This window comes from Streptomyces anatolicus (assembly GCF_019400875.1).
Classification (GTDB): Bacteria; Actinomycetota; Actinomycetes; order Streptomycetales; family Streptomycetaceae; genus Streptomyces; species Streptomyces anatolicus.
The window spans coordinates 1-20639 of the sequence record NZ_WMBF01000075.1; the positions used below are offsets into that span (position 1 = coordinate 1).

General features: G+C 69.3%; 23 protein-coding genes. 10 read left to right on the plus strand and 13 right to left on the minus strand.

Annotated elements, in window-relative coordinates; genetic code table 11:
• Positions 1 to 1020 precede the first annotated feature (1020 nt).
• Positions 1021 to 1572 (plus strand): DUF2269 domain-containing protein, encoded by a 552-nt coding sequence (locus GKQ77_RS10200; protein WP_219688396.1) that lies wholly within the window; start codon positions 1021 to 1023, stop codon positions 1570 to 1572.
• 5 nt (positions 1573 to 1577) lie between these two features.
• Positions 1578 to 2447: a GNAT family N-acetyltransferase gene (locus GKQ77_RS10205; RefSeq protein WP_219688397.1), complete on the plus strand. Its 870-nt coding sequence runs from the start codon at positions 1578 to 1580 to the stop codon at positions 2445 to 2447.
• Positions 2448 to 2492: 45 nt separating this feature from the next.
• Here GKQ77_RS10205 and GKQ77_RS10210 read toward each other — a convergent pair whose 3' ends face one another.
• Both GKQ77_RS10210 and GKQ77_RS10215 read right to left on the minus strand, forming a co-directional pair.
• On the minus strand, positions 2493 to 2915 hold the full coding sequence (locus GKQ77_RS10210) for a GlcG/HbpS family heme-binding protein (RefSeq protein WP_219688398.1): 423 nt from the start codon (positions 2913 to 2915) through the stop codon (positions 2493 to 2495).
• Positions 2916 to 2962: 47 nt separating this feature from the next.
• Positions 2963 to 4177: an MFS transporter gene (locus GKQ77_RS10215; protein ID WP_219688399.1), complete on the minus strand. Its 1215-nt coding sequence runs from the start codon at positions 4175 to 4177 to the stop codon at positions 2963 to 2965.
• A gap of 141 nt (positions 4178 to 4318) precedes the next feature.
• On the opposite strand from GKQ77_RS10215, the gene GKQ77_RS10220 reads away from it, so the two are divergent.
• Together GKQ77_RS10220 and GKQ77_RS10225 are read left to right on the plus strand one after the other, a co-directional pair.
• Positions 4319 to 4777, plus strand: coding sequence for a MarR family winged helix-turn-helix transcriptional regulator (locus tag GKQ77_RS10220; protein ID WP_125513915.1), 459 nt, complete (start codon positions 4319 to 4321; stop codon positions 4775 to 4777).
• A gap of 38 nt (positions 4778 to 4815) precedes the next feature.
• Positions 4816 to 5268 (plus strand): GNAT family N-acetyltransferase, encoded by a 453-nt coding sequence (locus GKQ77_RS10225; RefSeq protein WP_219688400.1) that lies wholly within the window; start codon positions 4816 to 4818, stop codon positions 5266 to 5268.
• A gap of 214 nt (positions 5269 to 5482) precedes the next feature.
• On the opposite strand, the gene GKQ77_RS10230 is transcribed toward GKQ77_RS10225, so the two are convergent.
• The 4 genes from GKQ77_RS10230 to GKQ77_RS10245 form a co-directional block, all read right to left on the minus strand.
• The gene (locus GKQ77_RS10230) at positions 5483 to 6856 is read right to left on the minus strand and encodes a serine hydrolase domain-containing protein (protein ID WP_219688401.1); all 1374 of its coding nucleotides are present in this window, start codon (positions 6854 to 6856) and stop codon (positions 5483 to 5485) included.
• A 71-nt stretch (positions 6857 to 6927) separates the two neighbouring features.
• A complete protein-coding gene (locus GKQ77_RS10235; RefSeq protein ID WP_219688402.1) occupies positions 6928 to 7719 on the minus strand; it encodes an ABC transporter permease in 792 nt (263 codons plus the stop codon).
• Positions 7716 to 8672 (minus strand): ATP-binding cassette domain-containing protein, encoded by a 957-nt coding sequence (locus GKQ77_RS10240; protein ID WP_219688403.1) that lies wholly within the window; start codon positions 8670 to 8672, stop codon positions 7716 to 7718. The genes GKQ77_RS10235 and GKQ77_RS10240 overlap by 4 nt, the downstream gene beginning before the upstream one ends.
• 12 nt (positions 8673 to 8684) lie before the next feature.
• Positions 8685 to 9353 (minus strand): DUF4097 family beta strand repeat-containing protein, encoded by a 669-nt coding sequence (locus GKQ77_RS10245; protein WP_219688410.1) that lies wholly within the window; start codon positions 9351 to 9353, stop codon positions 8685 to 8687.
• Between the two features lie 226 nt (positions 9354 to 9579).
• Between GKQ77_RS10245 and GKQ77_RS10250 the strand changes: the two genes are divergently transcribed.
• On the plus strand, positions 9580 to 10374 hold the full coding sequence (locus tag GKQ77_RS10250) for a helix-turn-helix domain-containing protein (RefSeq protein WP_219688404.1): 795 nt from the start codon (positions 9580 to 9582) through the stop codon (positions 10372 to 10374).
• Here the strand turns inward: GKQ77_RS10250 and GKQ77_RS10255 are convergent.
• The gene (locus tag GKQ77_RS10255; protein WP_219688405.1) at positions 10337 to 10819 is read right to left on the minus strand and encodes a MarR family winged helix-turn-helix transcriptional regulator; all 483 of its coding nucleotides are present in this window, start codon (positions 10817 to 10819) and stop codon (positions 10337 to 10339) included. The two genes, GKQ77_RS10250 and GKQ77_RS10255, sit on opposite strands and share 38 nt — an antisense overlap.
• 103 nt (positions 10820 to 10922) lie before the next feature.
• Here GKQ77_RS10255 and GKQ77_RS10260 point away from each other — a divergent pair, with 103 nt between their 5' ends.
• Entirely contained in the window at positions 10923 to 11663 is a 741-nt protein-coding gene (locus GKQ77_RS10260; RefSeq protein WP_219688406.1) for a dienelactone hydrolase family protein, read from the plus strand.
• Positions 11664 to 11718: 55 nt separating this feature from the next.
• Here the strand turns inward: GKQ77_RS10260 and dnaB are convergent, their stop codons facing one another.
• On the minus strand, positions 11719 to 13194 hold the full coding sequence (gene dnaB, locus GKQ77_RS10265; RefSeq protein ID WP_125513925.1) for a replicative DNA helicase: 1476 nt from the start codon (positions 13192 to 13194) through the stop codon (positions 11719 to 11721).
• A gap of 460 nt (positions 13195 to 13654) precedes the next feature.
• On the opposite strand from dnaB, the gene GKQ77_RS10270 reads away from it, so the two are divergent.
• On the plus strand, positions 13655 to 14992 hold the full coding sequence (locus GKQ77_RS10270; RefSeq protein WP_219688407.1) for an MATE family efflux transporter: 1338 nt from the start codon (positions 13655 to 13657) through the stop codon (positions 14990 to 14992).
• 132 nt (positions 14993 to 15124) lie between these two features.
• Here the strand turns inward: GKQ77_RS10270 and rplI are convergent, their stop codons facing one another.
• From rplI to rpsF, 4 genes are all read right to left on the minus strand, one after another.
• Positions 15125 to 15571 carry a 50S ribosomal protein L9 gene (gene rplI / locus GKQ77_RS10275; RefSeq protein WP_125513927.1) on the minus strand — a complete coding sequence of 149 codons (447 nt, stop codon included), beginning with the start codon at positions 15569 to 15571 and terminating at the stop codon, positions 15125 to 15127.
• 18 nt (positions 15572 to 15589) lie between these two features.
• Entirely contained in the window at positions 15590 to 15826 is a 237-nt protein-coding gene (gene rpsR, locus GKQ77_RS10280; protein WP_003949403.1) for a 30S ribosomal protein S18, read from the minus strand.
• Positions 15827 to 15916: 90 nt separating this feature from the next.
• Entirely contained in the window at positions 15917 to 16516 is a 600-nt protein-coding gene (locus tag GKQ77_RS10285; RefSeq protein WP_219688408.1) for a single-stranded DNA-binding protein, read from the minus strand.
• Between the two features lie 78 nt (positions 16517 to 16594).
• Positions 16595 to 16885 (minus strand): 30S ribosomal protein S6, encoded by a 291-nt coding sequence (rpsF, locus tag GKQ77_RS10290; RefSeq protein ID WP_016644628.1) that lies wholly within the window; start codon positions 16883 to 16885, stop codon positions 16595 to 16597.
• A 279-nt stretch (positions 16886 to 17164) separates the two neighbouring features.
• Here rpsF and GKQ77_RS10295 point away from each other — a divergent pair, with 279 nt between their 5' ends.
• The 3 genes from GKQ77_RS10295 to GKQ77_RS10305 all read left to right on the plus strand — a co-directional run bounded on the left by GKQ77_RS10295 (position 17165) and on the right by GKQ77_RS10305 (position 19848).
• Positions 17165 to 17479 carry a hypothetical protein gene (locus GKQ77_RS10295; RefSeq protein WP_125513929.1) on the plus strand — a complete coding sequence of 105 codons (315 nt, stop codon included), beginning with the start codon at positions 17165 to 17167 and terminating at the stop codon, positions 17477 to 17479.
• A gap of 148 nt (positions 17480 to 17627) precedes the next feature.
• Complete coding sequence (locus GKQ77_RS10300; RefSeq protein WP_125513930.1) at positions 17628 to 18749, plus strand: lipid II:glycine glycyltransferase FemX; 1122 nt, start codon at positions 17628 to 17630, stop codon at positions 18747 to 18749.
• A gap of 67 nt (positions 18750 to 18816) precedes the next feature.
• Positions 18817 to 19848, plus strand: a complete 1032-nt coding sequence (locus GKQ77_RS10305) for an alanine racemase (protein WP_219688409.1) — start codon at positions 18817 to 18819, stop codon at positions 19846 to 19848.
• A gap of 69 nt (positions 19849 to 19917) precedes the next feature.
• On the opposite strand, the gene GKQ77_RS10310 is transcribed toward GKQ77_RS10305, so the two are convergent.
• Positions 19918 to 20639 (minus strand): glycosyltransferase family 87 protein (locus tag GKQ77_RS10310; RefSeq protein ID WP_372459854.1); only part of this gene is annotated, 722 nt, incomplete at its 5' end.

Below are 20639 nucleotides of genomic sequence, written 5' to 3' on the forward strand. Positions count from 1 at the left end.
GGGCAGTTGCGACGCCAGAGGCCATCGCGGCATCGGGGGCCACTGCGACGCCGGGCGCCGCTGCGGCGGGGGAAGCCGAAGCCGCACGGGCGGTCGCGGCGACACGGGCCGCCGGTATTCGCTCGTCCACGGCCACATCCGCGGGCTGCGCCGCAGACGCTTCCGCGGACTCAAGAGCAGGCTCGCCAGCGGGCTCAAAGCCAGGCTCGGCAGCGCGCTCAACGGCAGGCTCACGCACGGGCTCAGCGGCAGGCGCCGGGGCGGGCTCAGCGGCAGGCGCCGGGGCGGACGCGGGCGACTCGGCCCTGCCCAGGGGACGTATCGAGGCCGGCCGACGCGCGTCGACCCCCTCCGGCACGTCGGCGCCGGGCTGCTGCTGCCCTTCCTCCGGCCGCTTGGGCGGCCTGCGCGGGGTGAACCAGCCGCCCCCACCGCCGGAAGTGCCGTCGTCCCCCGACGTGGTGGTCGGAGCGTCCATGCTGTGCCTCGCCTCGAACATCTCTCGATCGGTCTGTGCGCTTCCTGCCGGAAGCCGTCTGCTTTCCCCGCTCTGCCTTGTTGACTGATCCGGCCACATTGAACCTTGGATTCCAGAACTACGGACAAGTAGGTTGAAAATGTGACATTGGCCGCAGTCGTCTCACCGCAGCATCCCATTCACAGCCGCCGCGTCGACGCATAACAAGAAGTACCGGCTCTGGATCTCCGCACCCCGTTAAGCTTCGTGACTTGCGTGCGTGCCCCCCAGAGTGTGCTGGACCACACCCGGCACGAACCGGGGTCGACCATACCGGCCGCCGCCTGACACACAAGCCCCCTTCCCATCCTTGGGAATTCAACGCGCTCACCTGCCAATTGCCTCAATTGGCGGGCTTGCCGCACCAATTCGTACGCCTTACGCGGGTCCGCCCGACATAGGACAGGCGCACGGCCGGGACCGCGATGTACGCCGAGGCTAGTACCCACGGTTACTCCCGCTGTCAGACGCCCTGGCCCTCCTCGGTTGGCACCGTGTTTCACGTGAAACTAAGCCGCCCCGCCCGCCGGGCCACCCTGGTCGTCCATGTAGTCGGCGCAGCCTGCTGGCTCGGGCTCACGCTCGGGCTCGTCGCTCTCGCCCTCACCGCGATCACGACCGACTCCGCCACGGCCACCGAGGCCGCCGTCCGCTCGATGAAGGTCTTCGCGGACTGGCTGGTGCTCCCCCTCGCCCTGCTCACCCTGGTGAGCGGGCTCCTGCTGTCCCTGGGCACGCAGTGGGGACTCGCCAGGCACCGCTGGGTCTATACGAAGTTCTGGCTGACCCTGGCCACCACGACCGCGTGGGTCTTCGCCCTGCGCCCCGGCATCGACGACTCGGTCGCGACGGTCACCGCAGGCCACCCCATCACCGACACGGCCGACCTGATCGCCGGCCCTCTCGTCTCACTCGGCGCATACCTGTTCATGACGGTCCTGTCGGTGCTCAAGCCCTGGGGGCTCACCCGACGCGGCCGGAAGCAGCGCGATCAAAAGCGACGTGCTTCTGCCCACAAACGGGTGGACGCCGAGGACGTACGTCAGACAGCCTGACCAGAGTGTCGACACCTTCCCTCTCCGCACTCCCCGTCCGCCGACTCACCCCCCGCGATCTGACGTCCTGCGCCGATCTGTCCGAGGACCGGGGCTGGCCCCGTGAGGAACACAAATGGGGTCTCCTGCTGTCGGCCGGAACCGGCTACGGCATCGACGACCCCGACGGCCACGGCCTCATCGGTGTCTACGTAGTGACCCGGTACGGCCCGCAGGAGCGCCCCGGCCTCGCGGCGATCGGCATGGTCCTCGTCGCCGAGCGGTACGCCCGCCAGGGCATCGGCCGCCGTCTGATGCAGTACGCCATCGAGCAGGCGGCGGCCATCCCGATGACCCTCCACGCGACACCCAACGGCCGCCCCCTCTACGAACAGCTCGGCTTCAAGGCGGTCGGCCGCGCCGAGATGGTCCGCGGCCACCTCACTCCCGCGGGCCCGCTCCCCGGCATCGCCACCCGCCCGGCCACCGCCGAGGATCTGACCGCCATCCTGCGGCTCGACACCGCGGTCTTCGGGCACGACCGGACGCATGTGATCACCCGGCTTCCCGCCTTCACCGACCAGCTCCGGGTCGCGATGGCCGACGGCGAGATCATCGGATACGCGGGGGCCTGGCCGAACATGGAGACCCATGTCGTCGGCCCGCTCATCGCCCGCGACACGGAGACCGCGAAGGCACTCATCGCCTCGCTCGCTGCTCACACCGACCGTCCGCTGCGCACCGACATCGACGTACGGCACGAAGAGCTGCTGGCCTGGGTGAAGGCGAGCGGCCTCGAATCCATCGCCTTCAACACGGTGATGACCTACGGCACGCCCGAGCTGCCCGGCGACTGGACCCGACGCTTCGCACCGCTGACGGTGGCAGCCGGCTGACGCCGCCACGCGGCTCGTACGCCTCCGTATACCTGGGGACGAGCGTTATCCGACGCTCTCCAGGGCAGCCACCGCGAAGGCGTGGTCCTGTTCGGGCGCACCGCCGCCGACGCCGATCGCGCCGATCAGGCGGCCGTCGCGGTGGACCGGCACACCGCCCGCGATGAAGAGCAGCGGCCGGTCGAGGGCGGTGGGCAGGGTGTGGAAGAGGCCGCCGGGCTGGACGGCGTCGACCAGGTCGGCGGTCGGGGCGTTCAGCTGAAGGGCGGTGTAGGCCTTGCGGGTGCTGGTCTCGCCGGAGATCAGCACGGCCCGGTCGTCGCGCCGGAAGGCGAGGAGGTGGCCGCCCGCGTCGAGGACGGTGACGCTGACTGTGACGTCGGCGGCCTCGGCGGCGCGGCGGGCCGCGGTGACGAGGGCTTCGGCGTCCTCGATGGTCAGCGGGGCGACGGCGGTGTTGGTGCTCATGAGGGGGTTCTCCTTGCGGGGTGGTGCTGGGTGAGTCGGGGGAGAGGTCAGTGATGGACGGGCGTGGCCTGCTCGACAGGTGCCGCGCCGGCAACGACGAGGCTCGGGGCGGTCCTGCCGGAGCGGCGCTCCAGCGCGGCCGAGAGGATCGCCAGGACGAGAGCGGACGCCGCGAGGGCGGCACCAACCCAGTTCGGGGCGGTGTAGCCGAGGCCCGCGGCGATGACGATGCCGCCGAGCCAGGCCGCGAGGGCGTTGCCGAGGTTGAAGGCGCCGATGTTGACGGCCGAGGCGAGGGTGGGGGCGCCGGAGGCCTGGTCGAGGACGCGCTTCTGCAGCGGCGGTACGGTCGCGAAGCCCAGCGCGCCGACCAGCGCGATGGTCACGGCGGCCGCGATCTTGTTGTGCGCGGTGAGCGTGAAGAGGGCGAGCACGACGGCCAGGGCGCCCAGTGAGATGTAGAGCAGCGGCATCAGCGCGCGGTCCGCGAACTTCCCGCCGATGAGGTTGCCGGCGACCATGCCGACGCCGAACAGGACGAGCAGCCAGGTCACGGAGGAGTCCGCGTATCCGGCGACGTCCGTCATCATCGGCGCCAGGTAGGTGACGGCTGCGAAGACTCCGCCGAAGCCGAGGACCGTCATCGCCATGGCCAGGAGCACCTGTACGTTGCGGAAGGCGGCCAGTTCGTGGCGGAGCCGCACGCCCTCGGGCTTGGGCAGGTCCGGGACGAGCTTGGCGACGCCCGCGAGGCCGAGGACGCCGAGCGCCGCCACGATCGTGAAGGTCATCCGCCAGCCGAGGGTCTGCCCGACGAAGGTGCCGAGCGGCACACCGACCACGTTGGCCACGGTCAGGCCCGTGAACATCATGGCGATCGCGCCGGCCTTCTTCTCGGGGGCGACCAGCTCGGCGGCGACGACCGAGCCGATACCGAAGAAGGCGCCGTGGGCGAGGGACGCGACGACCCGGCCCGCCAGCATCACGCCGAAGACGGGCGCGACGGCGGAGAGCAGATTGCCCGCGATGAACAGGCCCATCAGCAGCATCAGCATCCGCTTGCGCGAGATCTTGGTGCCGAGGACGGTCATCAGCGGGGCGCCGAGAACGACACCGAGGGCGTAGCCGGTCACGAGAAAGCCGGCCGTGGGGATGGAGACGCCGAAGTCACCCGCGACCTCGGGGAGGAGCCCCATGATCACGAACTCGGTGGTCCCGATCCCGAAGGCCCCGATCGCGAGGGCCAGTAGCGCGAGAGGCATGGATCTACCTTCCAGACGATTGCAGGTGCGCTTAACGTGCGTCCACAATAATTGCAGACGCTGGTTAATTGCAAACGCCGGATATTGCGTGTGTGGACTATCCTGGGACGCAGTCACTCCGGGACGGAGGAAACAAGAGCCATGACAGCGACGGATCCCGCACTCACCGCCCTTGCCCAGGGCTGGTGCGCGCTCTCCCTGCTCCACGGGCGGATCGAGACCCACATCGAGCGCGCCCTCCAGGCCAAGCACGGCCTGAGCGTGCGCGAGTACTCCCTGCTCGACGTCCTGAGCCGCCAGCACGACGGCGAGGGCGGCCATCTGCAGATGCGGCAGGTCGCCGATGCCGTGGTGCTCAGCCAGAGCGCCACCACCCGGCTGGTCACCCGCCTCGAGGACCGCGGGCTGCTCTCGCGCTATCTGTGCCCCACCGACCGTCGCGGCATCTACACGGACGTGAGCGAGGCCGGGGCCACGCTCCTCGATGAGGCACGCCCCACCAACGACGCGGCACTGCGTGAGGCGCTCGACGAAGCGGCGCGCGATCCCGAACTCGCGCCGCTGGTCAGGGCCGTCGAAACCCTGCGTGTCCCCGCCTAGGCTGGGAAACGCCGCGCCTCCCCGCCTAGGCTGCGGCCATGGGAGATCTTGAGATACGCCCCGCCGTCGCCGACGACCTGCCCGCCATCGTGGGCATGCTCGCCGACGACCCGCTGGGCGCCACACGCGAGTCGCCGGACGACCTCACCCCGTACGTCACCGCGTTCCAGCGGCTGGCCGATGACCCGAACCAGCACCTGGTCGTCGCCGTACGCGAGGGGCGCGTGGTCGGCACGCTCCAGCTCACGATCGTTCCAGGGCTCTCCCGCAAGGGTGCCACTCGCTCGATCATCGAGGGCGTCCGTGTGCACGCCGACGAGCGCGGCAGCGGGCTCGGGACACGGTTCATCGAGTGGGCTGTCGAGGAATCCCGGCGCCAGGGCTGCCAGTTGGTGCAGCTGACCTCCGACGCCACCCGTACCGACGCCCACCGTTTCTATGAACGGCTCGGATTCACCGCTTCGCATCTGGGCTTCAAGCTCCAGCTCTGAGGCGGTACTTGACGGGTCGGTCAACCGGCCCGGTACTTGACGGGTCGGCTGACCGGCCCGGTACTTGACGGGTCGGCTGACCGGCCCGGTACTTGACGGGTCGGCTGACCGACCGGGGCGAAGACGGGCGAGAGGCACTGTTTCACGTGAAACAGTGCCTCTAGTGTCCTCTCGTGCCTGTTTCACGTGAAACAGGCACCCTCGTCACCGGCTGCTAGAAGGCACGCCACCCCTGCGGATCCACCCCACCAGGAACAGGCGCTCCCTCGTCGTACGGCTGCCGCGTGAAGACGAACGACCCCAGGTCGAGATGGCTCACCGTGCCGTCCGGTCGCCGCACCGCCCGCAGCAGTTCTCCTGCGTAGTAGCCATCGAGCCCTGTCCAGGTGCCGTCGCCGTTGGCCCGGAACCGCGCCGATCGGCCCGCGCCGGACAGCGGGCCGATGGAGACGGCACCGTCGGCCTGGAGCCGGAGCGCGAGCACCTGAGTGCCCCAGTACCAGGGCCCGGTCAACTCCAGGACCTTCTCGTCGACTTCAGTGAGCGGACGCCACGGCTCGGGGATACGCGGCTCGGCCTCCGTCACGATCTTCACCAGGTCCGCGGCCAGGCCCGCGACCAGCGGCCCTGAGGTGCAGTTGGCGAGGGCGACCGCGGCCACCCCCTCGCGCTCGCTCACCCACAGACCGGCCAGGAAGCCCGGGAGCGAACCGGTGTGCCCGGCCAGGCTCAGCCCCTCCCAGCGCAGCAGGTCCATTCCGAGGCCGTAAGTCCTGTCCCAGCTCTCCGCCTGCGAGGGCGCCGACGGCGTCCGCATCTCCCGTACGGACTCCGCACCGAGGACCCGCTCATCGCCCTTCATGAGGAAACATGCAAAGCGCGCCAGGTCCGCCGCCGTGGACCACAGCTGGCCTGCCGGGGCCATCAGCCCCAGGTCCTCCGTGGGCTCCGGCATCATCACGTCCGCCCACGGATGCACGGCCCACCCGCCCGCGTGCGGGGCCTTGGGCTGTGCGCTCGTGCGGCTCAGCCCGAGCGGTTCCAGCACCTCGCGGCGCAGCACCTCCTCCCAAGGGGCGCCCCGCAGCGCCTCCACCAGCGAACCGAGCAACGTATAGCCAGGGTTGGAGTAGTGGAAGCGGCGGCCGGCGGGGTGCTTGAAAGGTTCGTCACCGAGGACGTCGGCGAGTTCGGGGCGGCTCGCCCCTGGAGTGCGTTCCCACCACTCACCCGGTGTCTCGGCCGCCAACCCGCCGGTGTGCGAGAGGAGTTCGCCGATCGTGGCCTCTCCCGCGCCGGTCCCCGGCAGGTGCTTCTCCAGCGGGTCCGCCAGGTCCAGCAGGCCCTCGTCCCGCAGCCGCATCACCAGGACGGCGGTGAAGGTCTTGGTGAGGGAGCCGACGCGGTACTGCACGTGCTCGTCCGGCGCGTGCCCGTCCACCATGCTGCGGCCGGCGCTCCACACCATCTCGCCGTCCCGGGCCACCGAGGCCACCAGCGAGGGCGCCCGCCCCTCCGCCTGGGCGGTCGCGACGCGGTGCAGCAGGGCCCGGCGAGTGGCGGGGAGCAATTCTTCGTGGGTCGTCATGGGACCAGTTCACCTGCGAGGTGTCCGCGCGTCGAGTGAATTCAGATGTGTTGCCCGCGCTGTCACGGCGGCTACTTCGGGTCGCGGTTGAACTTCGAGGTCGACCAGAAGTAGCCGAGCACCGCGAGACCCAGGCACCAGGCGACCGCCAGCCACCCGTTGTGGCCGATCTCGCTGCCGAGCAGCAGGCCCCGCAGGGTCTCGATGGCCGGGGTGAACGGCTGGTACTCGGCGATCGGCTGGAACCAGCCGGGCATGGCGTCGACCGGCGTGAAGGCGCTGGAGAGCAGCGGGAGCAGGATCAGCGGCATCGCGTTGTTGCCGGCGGCCTCGGCGTTCGGGCTGATCAGGCCCATGCCGACCGCGATCCAGGTGAGCGCCGTGGCGAAGAGCACGAGCAGCCCGAACGCCGCCAGCCACTCCAGGGCGGTCGCGTCCGTCGACCGGAAACCGATGGCCACACCGACGGCGCCCACGAGGACCACGCTGACGACCGCCTGGAACACGCTGCCGACGACGTGCCCGATGAGCACCGAAGGACGGTGGATCGCCATCGTACGGAAGCGGGCGATGATGCCTTCGGTCATGTCGTTCGAGACGGACACCGCGGTTCCGACCACGGTGCTGCCGATGGTCATCAGGAGCAGACCCGGGACGACGTACGCGATGTACGCGGAGCGGTCCGGCGTGCCGCCGCCGATGCCCGAGCTCATCGCGTCGCCGAAGATGTAGACGAAGAGCAGCAGCAACATGATCGGCGTGAGCAGCAGGTTCAGGGTGAGGGACGGATAGCGCCGTGCGTGCAGGAGGTTGCGGCGCAGCATCGTGGACGAGTCGCGAAAGGCGAGGGCGAGGGCGCTCATCGGACGGCCTCCTTGGCCTGATGGGGAATGTCGGTGCCGCCGGTCAGGGCGAAGAACACGTCGTCGAGGTCGGGGGTGTGCACGGTCAGCTCGTCCGCCTCGACTCCGGCCGCGTCCAGCCAGTCGAGGAGGGAGCGCAGCTCGCGCTGGCTGCCGTCGCTGGGAATCCGCAGGGACAGCGCCTCGTCGTCCCGGGTGACCTCGCGCAGGGTGACGGCGGCGGCCTGGTACGCGACCGGGTCGGTGAACCTGAGCCGCACGTGCCCGCCCGGGATGAGCCGCTTCAGTTCGTCGGCACTCCCCTCGGCAGCGATCTTGCCGCCGTTGAGCACGGCGATGCGGTCGGCGAGTTCGTCGGCCTCTTCCAGGTACTGGGTGGTGAGGAAGACGGTGACGCCGTCGGAGACCAGGCCGCGGATGATGCCCCACATGTTGTGGCGGGAGCGCGGGTCGAGGCCGGTGGTCGGCTCGTCGAGGAAGATGATCCGCGGGGCGCCGACCAGCGTCATGGCGATGTCCAGGCGGCGCTTCATGCCGCCGGAGTAGGTGGACGCGGGCTTCTTCGCGGCCTCCACCAGGTCGAAGCGGTCAAGGAGTTCGGCGGCGACCCGTCGGCCTTCCCGCTTGGGCAGGTGGTGCAGGTCCGCCATGAGGAGCATGTTCTCCTCGCCGGTGATCAGGCCGTCGACGGCGGAGAACTGCCCTGTGACGCCGATCGCGGCCCGCACGGCCTGCGGGTCAGTGGCCAGGTCGTGCCCGGCGACCCGCATCTCGCCGGCGTCGGCGGTGACGAGAGTGGAGAGGATCTTGACGGCGGTGGTCTTCCCGGCGCCGTTCGGCCCGAGCAGGGAGAAGACCGTTCCTTCGGGGACGGTCAGATCGATGCCGTCGAGCACGATCTTGTCGCCGTAGGACTTGCGCAGCCCGTTCGCCGCGATGGCCGGCTTGGTCATGATGGGCGCTCCTCAGAGGCTGCGGGCGACGATGTCGCCGTAGCCGGTGGTCGCGTGAATGTTCAAGTCGGCGGCGGCGCCGTCGGTGTTCCTGAGCGAGTTGTGGATCCGGCCGTACGTGGTGCCGGCGTCCAGGGAGGCGGAGACGCCGTGGGCCGCGCCGACCGACACCTCACCGGCCTCGGTGTGCAGGGTGACCGTGCCGCGCACGGCCTCGGCGACCCGGATGTCGCCCTTCTGGACGCTGATCTCCGCGGGGCCGCCCAGGCGGCCGACCGAGACGTCACCGGCGAGGAGGGTGAGGCGGGCGCTCGCGGTCTCGTCGAGCTTGACCGAGCCGTGCGAGCCCTCGAAGGTGACGTCGCCGAGCCGCCCGACGCCCCTCAGTCCAGCGCTGGCGGCCTTCGCCTCGACCCGGGAACCGGCGGGCAGCTGGACCGTCACCTCGATGGAGCCGGAGCTGCCGAGGATCTGGTGCTTCGCGGAGGCCTCGATCCGCAGGACGCCGTCGCCGTACGCGACCGAGGTCTGCTCCGCGGCCTTCACGTCGCGGCTGTGGGAGGCGTTCGCGGGCCGGACCTCGACCGTGGTGTCGGTCCGGTCGGCGGCGATGAACTGGATGCGTCCGGCGGGGATGGCGACGAGGGCGGTGATCGGGGTGGCGGTGTCGAACTTCTGCATCATGATCTCCTTGGCGCGCTGTTTCTGACTTGAGAAACGCTACGTTGCGTTCAAGGATCCGGCAACACTTTCGTTGCGTAAATAGCACGTCTATGCAGGTCACAGCAGAGACATCGTTGCAATGGTTTGAGCTTCAACGCAACAAGCTCTCAGCCGTCCGTTGCATTGGGGGAGAAACAAACGCTACGTTGGAGCCATCACGGCACAGAGCACGAAGGAGATCGCGATGCCCGGAGGCAGGCTCACCGAGCAGGAACGCCAGCAGATCGCCCTGGGGCTGGCCGACGGCCTCGCCTACGCGGAGATCGCCCGACGCCTCGAGAGGCCGACCTCGACGATCACGCGCGAGGTGATGCGGAACGGCGGCCCCACCGCCTACCGCGCCGATCTGGCCCACCGCGCCACCGAGCAGCGCGCCCACCGGCGCCGGCAGACCGCGCCCCGGGGGCCGCAGACGCCCCCGCCGGCCGACGGCCGCGACGCCGAGACCGTACGCGCGTACGAGGAGATGTTCACGACCCTCCTCATGCAGCAGGGCCTGCCCAAGATGATGTCCCGGGTGCTGACCTGCCTCTACACCACCGACGCGGGCAGCCTCACCGCGTCCGAACTCGTCCGGCGCCTCCAGGTCAGCCCGGCGTCCGTCTCCAAAGCGACCACGTTCCTCGCAGGCCAGGGGCTCATCCGCCGGGAGCGCGACGAGCGCCGACGTGAGCGCTACATCGTCGACAACGACGTCTGGTACCAGTCGATGGCCGCCGCCGCCCGGTCCCACGCCCAGTTCGCCGAGACCGCGCGGCAGGGCGTCAGCGTCCTCGGGCCCGACTCCCCGGCCGCGGCCCGCCTCGAGAACATCGCCCGCTTCATCGACTTCGTCGGCGAGAGCATCGCCCGCGCGGCGGAGCAGGCCCGCGAAGTCCTCTACGCGAAGCCCGAAACGACGTCGGACGACACCGCCGCGCCGGAACCCGATCAGGGCGGAGTCAGGGAGTCCGGGTGTGATGGTCCAGCAGGCGAATGAGCAACCCCACGAACTCATCGCGTTCGGCCGGGTCGAGCGGCGCAAGCAGTTCCTCGTGGAGGTCGTCCAGGACGTGGTCGAGTAGGCGCAGGTGGCGGCGGCCGCGGGCGGAGATCGTGATGATGTTGCGGCGCCGGTCGTCGGGGTCCGGCGCCCGCTCGACGAGGTCGCGCTCGGCCAGTTCGTTGAGCACGCCGACCATGTCGCTCCGGTAGATGCCGGAGCGCCTGCTCAGCTCCGCCTGGCTGCCCGGCCCGTACTCCTCCAACGAGGCGAGCACGGCGTAGTGCCACTTGCGGGAGTCGGCCCGCGCCAGCCCTTCGTTGACCAGCCGGTCCGACCGCATGGTCAGCTGCGACAACAGCCGGCTCGCCCGCCGACGCAATCTGTCGGGCGTCCTGAGCGCACCGTCATCGGGCATGTCCGCGGGTTCGGAACGGGTCATGGCACCCATCTTATCCGTTGCGTTAGTGGCACTAACGATATACGTTCGCTTGCGCCGAACGCTGTGCAAACCCTGAACACCCGAACTACGTGGAAGGAAGCCTTTGCCCACCAGGACCAAGACACTGCTGATCCCCACCCCTGACGGCCAGTCCGACGCTTTCGCCGCCTTTCCCGGCGACGGCGAGCCGCACCCGGCGGTGCTGATGTACGCGGACGGCTTCGGCATCCGCCCGGTACTGCGGGAGATGGCCCGCGAGCTGGCCGGACACGGGTACTACGTGCTCGTCCCCAACTTCCTCTACCGGCACGGCCCGGCACCGCTGATCGAACTTCCCGAGTACATCGGAGAAGAGGCCCGGCCCGCTGTCATGGCCCAGGTCATGCCCTTGATCGCGGCGCACACCGCCGAACGCGTCCTGCGCGACGCCGACGCCTACCTCGGTTTCCTCACCGCCCAGCCCGAGATCAGCCCCGGACCGGTCGCGGTGACCGGCTACTGCATAGGCGCCCTTCTGGCGACGCGCACCGCCGCGGCCCACCCCGACCAGGTGGCCGCCCTCGCCGGATTCCACGGGCCCTTGGGCGCGGACGGGCCCGAGGCCTTCGCCAAGCTCACCGCCCAGGTCCACTTCGGCCACGCCGAGACCGATCTGACGCCCGAAACCCTGAGCGAGCTGAACCAGGCGCTGGACGCGGCGGGCATCGACCACACCTCCGAGATCTACCCCGGCACCGCCCACGGCTTCACCATGTCCGACACCGACGCCTTCAGCCCCTCGGGCATGCGGCGCCACTGGGACCGCCTGCTTCCCCTCCTCGACCGCACCCTGGCCAAACCCTGACCTTCCGGCCCCCTCCGGCATCCTCCGGCGACGGCGAACATCCGGGAGCCCCGGATCAGGTCTGCGCCATATCCACGAAGCGCGAGTAGTGGCCCTGGAAGGCGACCGTGATCGTGGCCGTCGGGCCGTTACGGTGCTTGCCGACGATGATGTCCGCCTCGCCCGCGCGGGGCGACTCCTTCTCGTACGCGTCCTCGCGGTGGAGCAGGATCACCATGTCCGCGTCCTGCTCGATCGAGCCGGATTCACGCAGGTCGGAGACCATGGGCTTCTTGTCGGTGCGCTGCTCGGGGCCACGGTTCAGCTGCGAGAGCGCGATCACCGGCAGCTCCAGCTCCTTGGCCAGGAGCTTCAGGTTTCGCGACATGTCCGAGACTTCCTGCTGGCGGCTCTCGGCCCGCTTGGAACCGCCCGACTGCATCAGCTGCAGATAGTCGATGACGACGAGCTTCAGGTCATTGCGCTGCTTGAGCCGGCGGCACTTGGCGCGGATCTCCATCATCGACAGGTTCGGGGAGTCGTCGATGTAGAGCGGCGCGGCCGAGACGTCCGGCATGCGGCGGGCGAGCCGCGTCCAGTCCTCGTCCGTCATCGTGCCGGAGCGCATGTGGTGCAGGGCCACCCGCGCCTCGGCGGAGAGCAGACGCATCGCGATCTCGTTGCGCCCCATTTCGAGCGAGAAGATCACGCTCGGCAGGTTGTGCTTGATCGAACAGGTCCGCGCGAAGTCCAGCGCCAGCGTCGACTTACCCATCGCGGGACGGGCCGCGATGATGATCATCTGGCCCGGGTGCAGGCCGTTGGTGAGCTGGTCGAGGTCGGTGAAGCCGGTCGGGACACCGGTCATCTCCCCCGACCGCGAGCCGATCGCCTCGATCTCGTCGAGGGCGCCCTCCATGATGTCGCCGAGCGGCAGATAGTCCTCGGTGGTGCGCTGCTCGGTGACCGCGTAGATCTCGGCCTGGGCGCTGTTGACGATCTCGTCGACGTCGCCGTCGGCCGCGTATCCCATCTGGGTGATACGGGTGCCGGCCTCCACGAGGCGGCGCAGCACCGCGCGCTCGTGGACGATCTCCGCGTAGTACTCGGCGTTCGCCGCGGTCGGGACCGTCTGGACCAGCGTGTGCAGATACGAGGCGCCGCCGACCTTGGTGATCTCACCCCGCTTGGTGAGTTCGGCCGCGACGGTGATCGGGTCGGCCGGCTCGCCCTTCGCGTACAGGTCGAGGATCGAGGCGTAGATCGTCTCGTGCGCGGGCCGGTAGAAGTCGTGGCCCTTGAGCACCTCGACGACATCGGCGATGGCGTCCTTGGACAGGAGCATGCCGCCGAGCACGGACTGCTCGGCGTCGAGGTCCTGCGGAGGGACGCGCTCGAAGGACGAGCCCCCGCCGTCCCAGCCGCCCTCGCGTCCGCGCTCGTGCTGCTCGTCACGGCCCCGGCCTCCGTCGCGGCGCTGACGGGAGACGGGCAGACGGTCACTGGGACCGCTGTCGGCCCAGGGGTCGTCCAAAGGCTCGGAAATACTCACCGGGCCACCTCCTCCCGTCCGCCGCGCGGACCTAGCCGTGCCCCTCTTTCCTACGGCACGACACTGACAAATAAGGGGGCCCAACTCCGGTTCTGACGCGTCGGTTTTGCTGGGTTTCCGAGGTCGTACGACGAGGCGGGCGCCGGACCACGGTAGGCCCGCGGGCACCGTCAGCCAATCTGGTTATCCACAGGCGGTGTGGATGACGGGCCCGATGCTGTGGAGAACCCCGCCAAACCTGTGCACGGGCCGGTGGACAGCCCTGTGAACAAGCCCTCAGACACCTCGATCCATCGCCTCTGACCTGCGCCTTTCCCATCCACCGGCTGTGCAGAAGAAAAACTTTCCCCACCGGACGAAGATCACGACAAACGGCGCGCCCCGGAGCGCCTGAGGCGCCTCCACGTAAGGGTCACTAGAACATTGCATCTCTTACCTGTGGAAGATTAGATTGGTGCCCATGACACAGGCTTCCGCCGCGCCCAAGGCCGACCGGCGCAGACACGACCGAGAGATCATCGCGCTCGCCGTCCCGGCCTTCGGCGCACTGGTCGCCGAGCCCCTCTTCGTGATGGCCGACAGCGCCATCGTCGGCCACCTCGGCACCGCGCAACTGGCCGGTCTCGGCGTCGCCTCGGGCCTCCTCCTGACCGCGGTGAGCGTCTTCGTCTTCCTCGCCTACGCGACCACCGCCGCGGTCGCCCGCAGGGTGGGCGCCGACGATCTCCCGGCCGCCATCCGCCAGGGCATGGACGGCATCTGGCTCGCCCTGATCCTGGGCGCCGCCGTCATCGCCGTCGTCCTGCCCGCCGCGCCCGCGCTCGTGGACCTCTTCGGCCCCTCGGACGCCGCCGCCGGGTACGCGGTCACGTATCTGCGCATCGCCTCACTCGGCATCCCCGCCATGCTGGTCGTACTCGCCGCCACCGGCGTACTGCGCGGTCTCCAGGACACCCGGACGCCGCTCTACGTCGCACTCGGCGGCTTCATCGCCAACGGCGTCCTCAATGTCGTTCTCGTCTACGGTGCCGGCTTCGGGATCGCGGGCTCCGCCTGGGGCACCGTCATCGCCCAGTGCGGCATGGCGGCGGTCTACCTCTTCGTCGTCGTGCGCGGCGCCAGGCGGCACGGCGCCTCGCTGCGACCCGACGCCGCCGGCATCCGGGCCTGCGCCCAGGCGGGAGTCCCGCTTCTGGTCCGTACGCTCTCGCTGCGGGCCATCCTGTTGATCGCGACCGCCGTGGCCGCACGCCTCGGCGACGCCGAGGTGGCCGCCCACCAGATCGTGCTCTCCCTGTGGAATTTCCTGTCCTTCGCCCTGGACGCCATCGCCATCGCCGGGCAGGCGATCATCGCCCGCTACCTGGGCGCCGACGACGCGGAAGGCGCCCGTGCCGTATGTCGCCGCATGGTGCAGTGGGGCATCGCGTCGGGAGTGGTGCTCGGCCTGCTGGTCGTCCTCGCGCGGCCGCTGTTCATCCCGCTCTTCACCGGCGACCCCGCCGTCCGGAACGCGGCCCTGCCCGCCCTCGTGGTCGTGGCGCTCGCCCAGCCGATCTGCGGCATCGTCTTCGTCCTCGACGGCGTTCTGATGGGCGCGGGCGACGGGCCGTATCTCGCGTGGGCGATGCTGATCACACTGGCGGCGTTCGCCCCCGTCGCCCTGTTGGTACCGGTCTTCGGCGGCGGGCTCACCGCCCTGTGGGGGGCCATGACGCTGATGATGATGGTGCGGATGCTGACCCTGTGGCTGCGCTCCCGCTCCGGCCGCTGGATCGTCACCGGCGCCACCCGCTGAGCCTCGCTCCTGCTCAGGCCCGCCACTGTTTCACGTGAAACGGCGGGTTTCACGTGAAACGGCGGCGACCACGGCAAAGGGGCCGCACCCATTGGGTGCGGCCCCTTCACTCAGTCCAGCCAAGCGGAACGCTTAGGCGGAGACGACCTCGACGTTGACCTTCGCGGCAACCTCGGGGTGCAGACGCACGGACGTCGTGTGAGCGCCCAGGGTCTTGATCGGCGAGCCAAGCTCGACGCGGCGCTTGTCGATCTTCGGACCACCGGCAGCCTCGATCGCCGAAGCGACGTCGGCCGGGGTGACGGAACCGAAGAGACGACCGGCGTCGCCGGAGCGGACGGCCAGGCGGACCTTGACGCCCTCGAGCTGGGCCTTGATCTCGTTGGCCTGCTCGATGGTCGCGATCTCGTGGATCTTGCGAGCACGACGGATCTGCTCGACGTCCTTCTCGCCACCCTTGGTCCAGCGGATCGCAAAGTTCCGCGGGATCAGGTAGTTGCGGGCGTAGCCGTCCTTGACGTCTACGACCTCGCCGGCGGCACCGAGGCCGGAGACCTCGTGGGTGAGGATGATCTTCATTAGTCGGTCACCCTTCCCTTATCGCGCGGTGGACGTGTAGGGCAGCAGCGCCATCTCACGGCTGTTCTTCACGGCCGTGGCGACGTCACGCTGGTGCTGCGTGCAGTTGCCGGTCACGCGGCGGGCACGGATCTTGCCGCGGTCGGAAATGAACTTCCGCAGCATGTTCGTGTCCTTGTAGTCCACGTACGTGACCTTGTCCTTGCAGAAAGCGCAGACCTTCTTCTTAGGCTTGCGCACAGGCGGCTTCGCCATGGTGTTTCTCCTGTGTGATCAAGAAGTGGGGGTACGACCCACCCTCGGCCCGCAGACCTCGGAGCCCGAAGGCTCCGAGTCCTGTGAGACCTAGAAGGGGGGCTCGTCCGAGTAGCCGCCACCGGAGCCGCCGGAGCTTCCGCCCCAGCCGCCACCGCCACCGCCCTGCGGCTGACCGCCGCCGGCCGGAGCACCGGTCGCCCAGGGGTCGTCGGCGGGAGCGCCGCCGCCACCCTGCGGCTGACCGCCGCCGGAGCTTCCGCCCCAGCCGCCGCCACCCTGCTGGCCGCCGCCACCGCCGCCGTAACCGCCCTGGCCGCCTCGACCGGTGGTCTTGGTGACCTTGGCCGTGGCGTTCTTCAGGCTGGCGCCGACTTCCTCGACGTCCAGCTCGTAGACCGTGCGCTTGACGCCCTCACGGTCCTCATAGGACCGCTGCTTCAGCCGGCCCTGCACGATGACGCGCATGCCTCGCTGGAGCGACTCCGCGACGTTCTCCGCCGCCTGACGCCAGACCGAGCAGGTCAGGAACAGGCCTTCGCCGTCCTTCCACTCATTGGTCTGCTTGTCAAAGATGCGGGGGGTGGACGCGACACGGAACTTCGCGACCGCCGCACCGGAGGGGGTGAAGCGCAGCTCGGGGTCGTCGACAAGATTGCCGACGACCGTGATGACGGTCTCGCCTGCCATGGGGGAACCTCTCGGCGGGTTTGCTGCTGGCTGCTTGGTGCTGCTACTCGATTCCCGGGTGCCGCTGAGCTAGAAAGCTCAGTGCATCTCGGGACGGAGGACCTTGGTCCGGAGGACCGACTCGTTCAGGTTCATCTGTCGGTCGAGCTCCTTGACGACCGCAGGCTCGGCCTGAAGGTCGATGACCGAGTAGATGCCCTCGGGCTTCTTCTTGATCTCGTAGGACAGACGACGACGGCCCCAGGTGTCGACCTTCTCGACCTTTCCGTTGCCCTCACGGACGACGGAGAGGAAGTTCTCGATCAGCGGGGAGACAGCGCGCTCCTCGAGATCGGGGTCGAGGATGACCATCACTTCGTAGTGACGCATGTGGAACCCACCTCCTTTGGACTCAGCGGCCACGGTCGTTCCGTGGCAGGAGGGTCGTGATGCGTACGCAACGGTATCGGCAGCCACTGACAATCGGCTCCCGCCGCCGGATTTCAACGGGGCGGGGCGCTCGCCGTGGCCTGGGCAGACACCGGTGCAGACGGTACAGACTACCTGCACCGAGGCTTCCGGTTGAAATCCGGCGGCGTACGGGCAGAATCTGTACACATCGGGTGTGTACGGCGCTACCATGCGCCGCCTTCCGCAGGAGGTGCCTCCATGGCACAGGCAATGCGACCGAACAGCGCTACTTCCCTCCTCGCCACCGACGGCAAGTCCCATCCGCTCCAGGACACGCTGGTCGGCGTGACGCTGGTGCTCGGGGCGATCGCCTTCGTCACGGCGATGTTCCACAACCTCCACCTGCTCAGCTCGTGGACGGGCCTGGTCGGGATCGCCACCGGAGCGTACGGCCAGTTCATCTCGGCGACGACGCGCGAGCGCTTCGGCCTGATCCTGGGGCTCGGCGCCTCGGCGATCGGGTTCTTCCTGGGCATGGCGCACGGCGGACTCTTCGGCGGAATCGTCGGCTGACCGCCGCCCGGCAGCCCGGCCCCGGGAGGGGGCCGGGGGCGTAGGTGACGTACGGCCAGACGGGGCGCTCCCAGGGCGCAGTAGGCTTCGGCGCGTGAGCCGGAGCCCCTGAACCCATGGGGACACACCAGCCCGAGGAGCGCCCCGAATGAGTCTGACCCTGAGGACCATCAGTCGCGAGCAGCATCTGGCGTATATCCAGACACTGCCGTCGGCGAGTCATTGCCAGGTCCCGGCATGGGCTGACGTGAAAAGCGAATGGCGCTCGGAGAACCTGGGCTGGTTCGACGACAGGACCGGTCAGCTGGTCGGCGCCGGCCTGGTGCTCTACCGGCAGCTGCCCAAGCTGAAGCGGTATCTCGCGTACCTCCCCGAGGGCCCGGTCATCAACTGGTACGCCCCGAACCTGGACGAGTGGCTCCAGCCGATGCTGGCGCACCTCAAGCAGCAGGGCGCCTTCTCGGTGAAGATGGGCCCGCCCGTCGTGATCCGCCGCTGGGACGCTCCGGCGATCAAGGCCGGCATCCAGAACCCGGACGTGAAGCGGCTGCGGGACGTCGAGGCCACGTACATCGAGCCGCGTGCCTTCGAGGTCTCCGACCGGCTGCGCCGGATGGGCTGGCAGCAGGGCGAGGACGGCGGCGCCGGCTTCGGCGACGTGCAGCCCCGCTTCGTCTTCCAGGTGCCGCTGGCCAACCGCTCCCTGGACGAGGTCCAGAAGGGCTTCAACCAGCTGTGGCGCCGCAACATCAAGAAGGCCGAGAAGGCGGGCGTCGAGGTCGTCCAGGGCGGCTACCAGGACCTCGCCGAGTGGCAGCGCCTCTACGAGATCACGGCGATCCGCGACAAGTTCCGCCCGCGCCCGCTCGGCTACTTCCAGCAGATGTGGCAGGCCCTCAACTCCGAGGACCCCAACCGCATGCGGCTGTACTTCGCGCGGCACAACGGCGTGAACCTGTCGGCCGCCACGATGCTCGTCGTCGGCGGGCACGTCTGGTACTCCTACGGCGCCTCGGACAACATCGGGCGTGAGGTCAGGCCCTCGAACGCGATGCAGTGGCGGATGCTCCGTGACGCGTACGCCATGGGAGCCACGGTCTACGACCTGCGCGGCATCTCCGACTCACTGGACGAGACGGACCACCTCTTCGGTCTGATCCAGTTCAAGGTGGGCACCGGCGGCGAGGCCGCCGAGTACATCGGAGAGTGGGACTTCCCGCTCAACAAGCTGCTGCACAAGGCGCTCGACATCTACATGTCACGCCGCTGATCCCGCACAATTGCCGTTTCATCACTCTGATACACCGCAGACACGAGAAAGGTTCCGGGATCCAGCCATGGCGCTCACGCTCTATGTCGACACCGCGCGCTGGCGGGCACATCACAAGCACGTGCTGGAGCAGTTCCCGGGCATCGTCCCGGTCTGCAAGGGCAACGGCTACGGCTTCGGTCACGAGCGCCTGGCCGAGGAAGCCACGCGTTTCGGTTCCGACATCCTCGCGGTGGGCACCACCTACGAGGCGGCCCGGATCAAGGACTGGTTCGGCGGTGACCTGCTGGTCCTGACGCCGTTCCGGCGGGGCGAGGAGCCGGTGCCGCTGCCCGACCGCGTCGTTCGCTCCGTGTCGTCCCTGGACGGCGTGCACGGCCTCGTGGGCGCCCGTGTGGTCATCGAGGTCATGTCCTCGATGAAGCGCCACGGCATCAGCGAGCAGGAGCTTCCGCAGCTGCACGCCGCCATCGAGGACGTACGCCTCGAAGGCTTCGCGCTCCACCTGCCGCTGGACCGCACCGACGGCTCGGACGCCGTCGAGGAGGTCATCGGCTGGATGGACCGCCTGCGCGCGGCCCGCCTCCCGCTGCACACGATGTTCGTCAGCCACCTCAAGGCCCACGAACTCGCCCGGCTCCAGCAGCAGTTCCCGCAGACCCGTTTCCGGGCGCGCATCGGCACGAACCTCTGGCTCGGCGACCACGACGCCACCGAGTACCGCGGCGCCGTCCTGGACGTCACCGCCGTCGCCAAGGGTGACCGGTTCGGCTACCGCCAGCAGAAGGTCGCCTCCGACGGCTGGCTGGTCGTGGTCGCGGGCGGCACCTCGCACGGCGTCGGCCTGGAGGCCCCGAAGGCGCTGCACGGCATGATGCCGCGTGCCAAGGGCGTCGCCCGCGCGGGCCTCGCGACCGTCAACCGCAACCTCTCGCCGTTCGTGTGGGCGGGCAAGCAGCGCTGGTTCGCGGAGCCGCCGCACATGCAGGTCTCCATCCTCTTCGTGCCCTCCGACGCACCGGAGCCGAAGGTCGGCGAGGAACTGGTCGCCCATCTGCGGCACACCACCACGCAGTTCGACCGGATGGTGGACCGCTAGCCGCAAGCCCGGGCGGCTCCCCTCAGGCCCCTTCGGCCGTGAGCGGAGCCGCCGTCGGCCCCTGTTCGCTCAGGGCGAAACTCCCTCGGTGGCCGACCCCCACTTCACGACCGGGCCCTCGGCGGAGTGCGCCACGGCACGTCCGGAATGAGCCCCGGCCCCCAGGACGAAGGAGTCCTCCGCCCCGTCCAGGACGCCGCCCGAAGGGTCGTCGTCCCCACCCCGTCGCACGACATCCCGTTCCGGCATCAGGATGTCGCATACGACCACGGCGCACAGATAAAGCGTCCCCAACAGGTGGACGACGATGGCCACTTGATAGCCCTCGGTGGGCAGGCCCTTGTGGGCGTCACCGCTCGTCGTGTACGCCAGGTACATCCAGATCCCGAGGAAGTACGCGACCTCGCACATCTGCCAGATCAGGAAGTCCCGCCAGCGCGGCCTCGCGAGCGCGGCGAGGGGAATCAGCCACAGGACGTACTGCGGCGAGTAGACCTTGTTGGTGAGGATGAAGGCGGCGACCACCAGGAAGGCCAGCTGCGCGAAGCGCGGGCGGCGCGGTGCGATGAGCCCGAGTGCTCCTATGCCCAGGCAGACGAGGAACATCAGCGCCATCGCCAGGGTGTTGACGGTGTCGGTGCTCAGGGGGGAGTCCATGCGCTGGTTGAGGATCAGCCAGAAGGACCCGAAGTCGACGCCGCGTTCCCTGCTGAAGGAGTAGAACTTCGACCAGCCGTCACGGGCGAACAGGATCACCGGAAGGTTGACGGCGAGCCAGGTGGCCGCCGTAC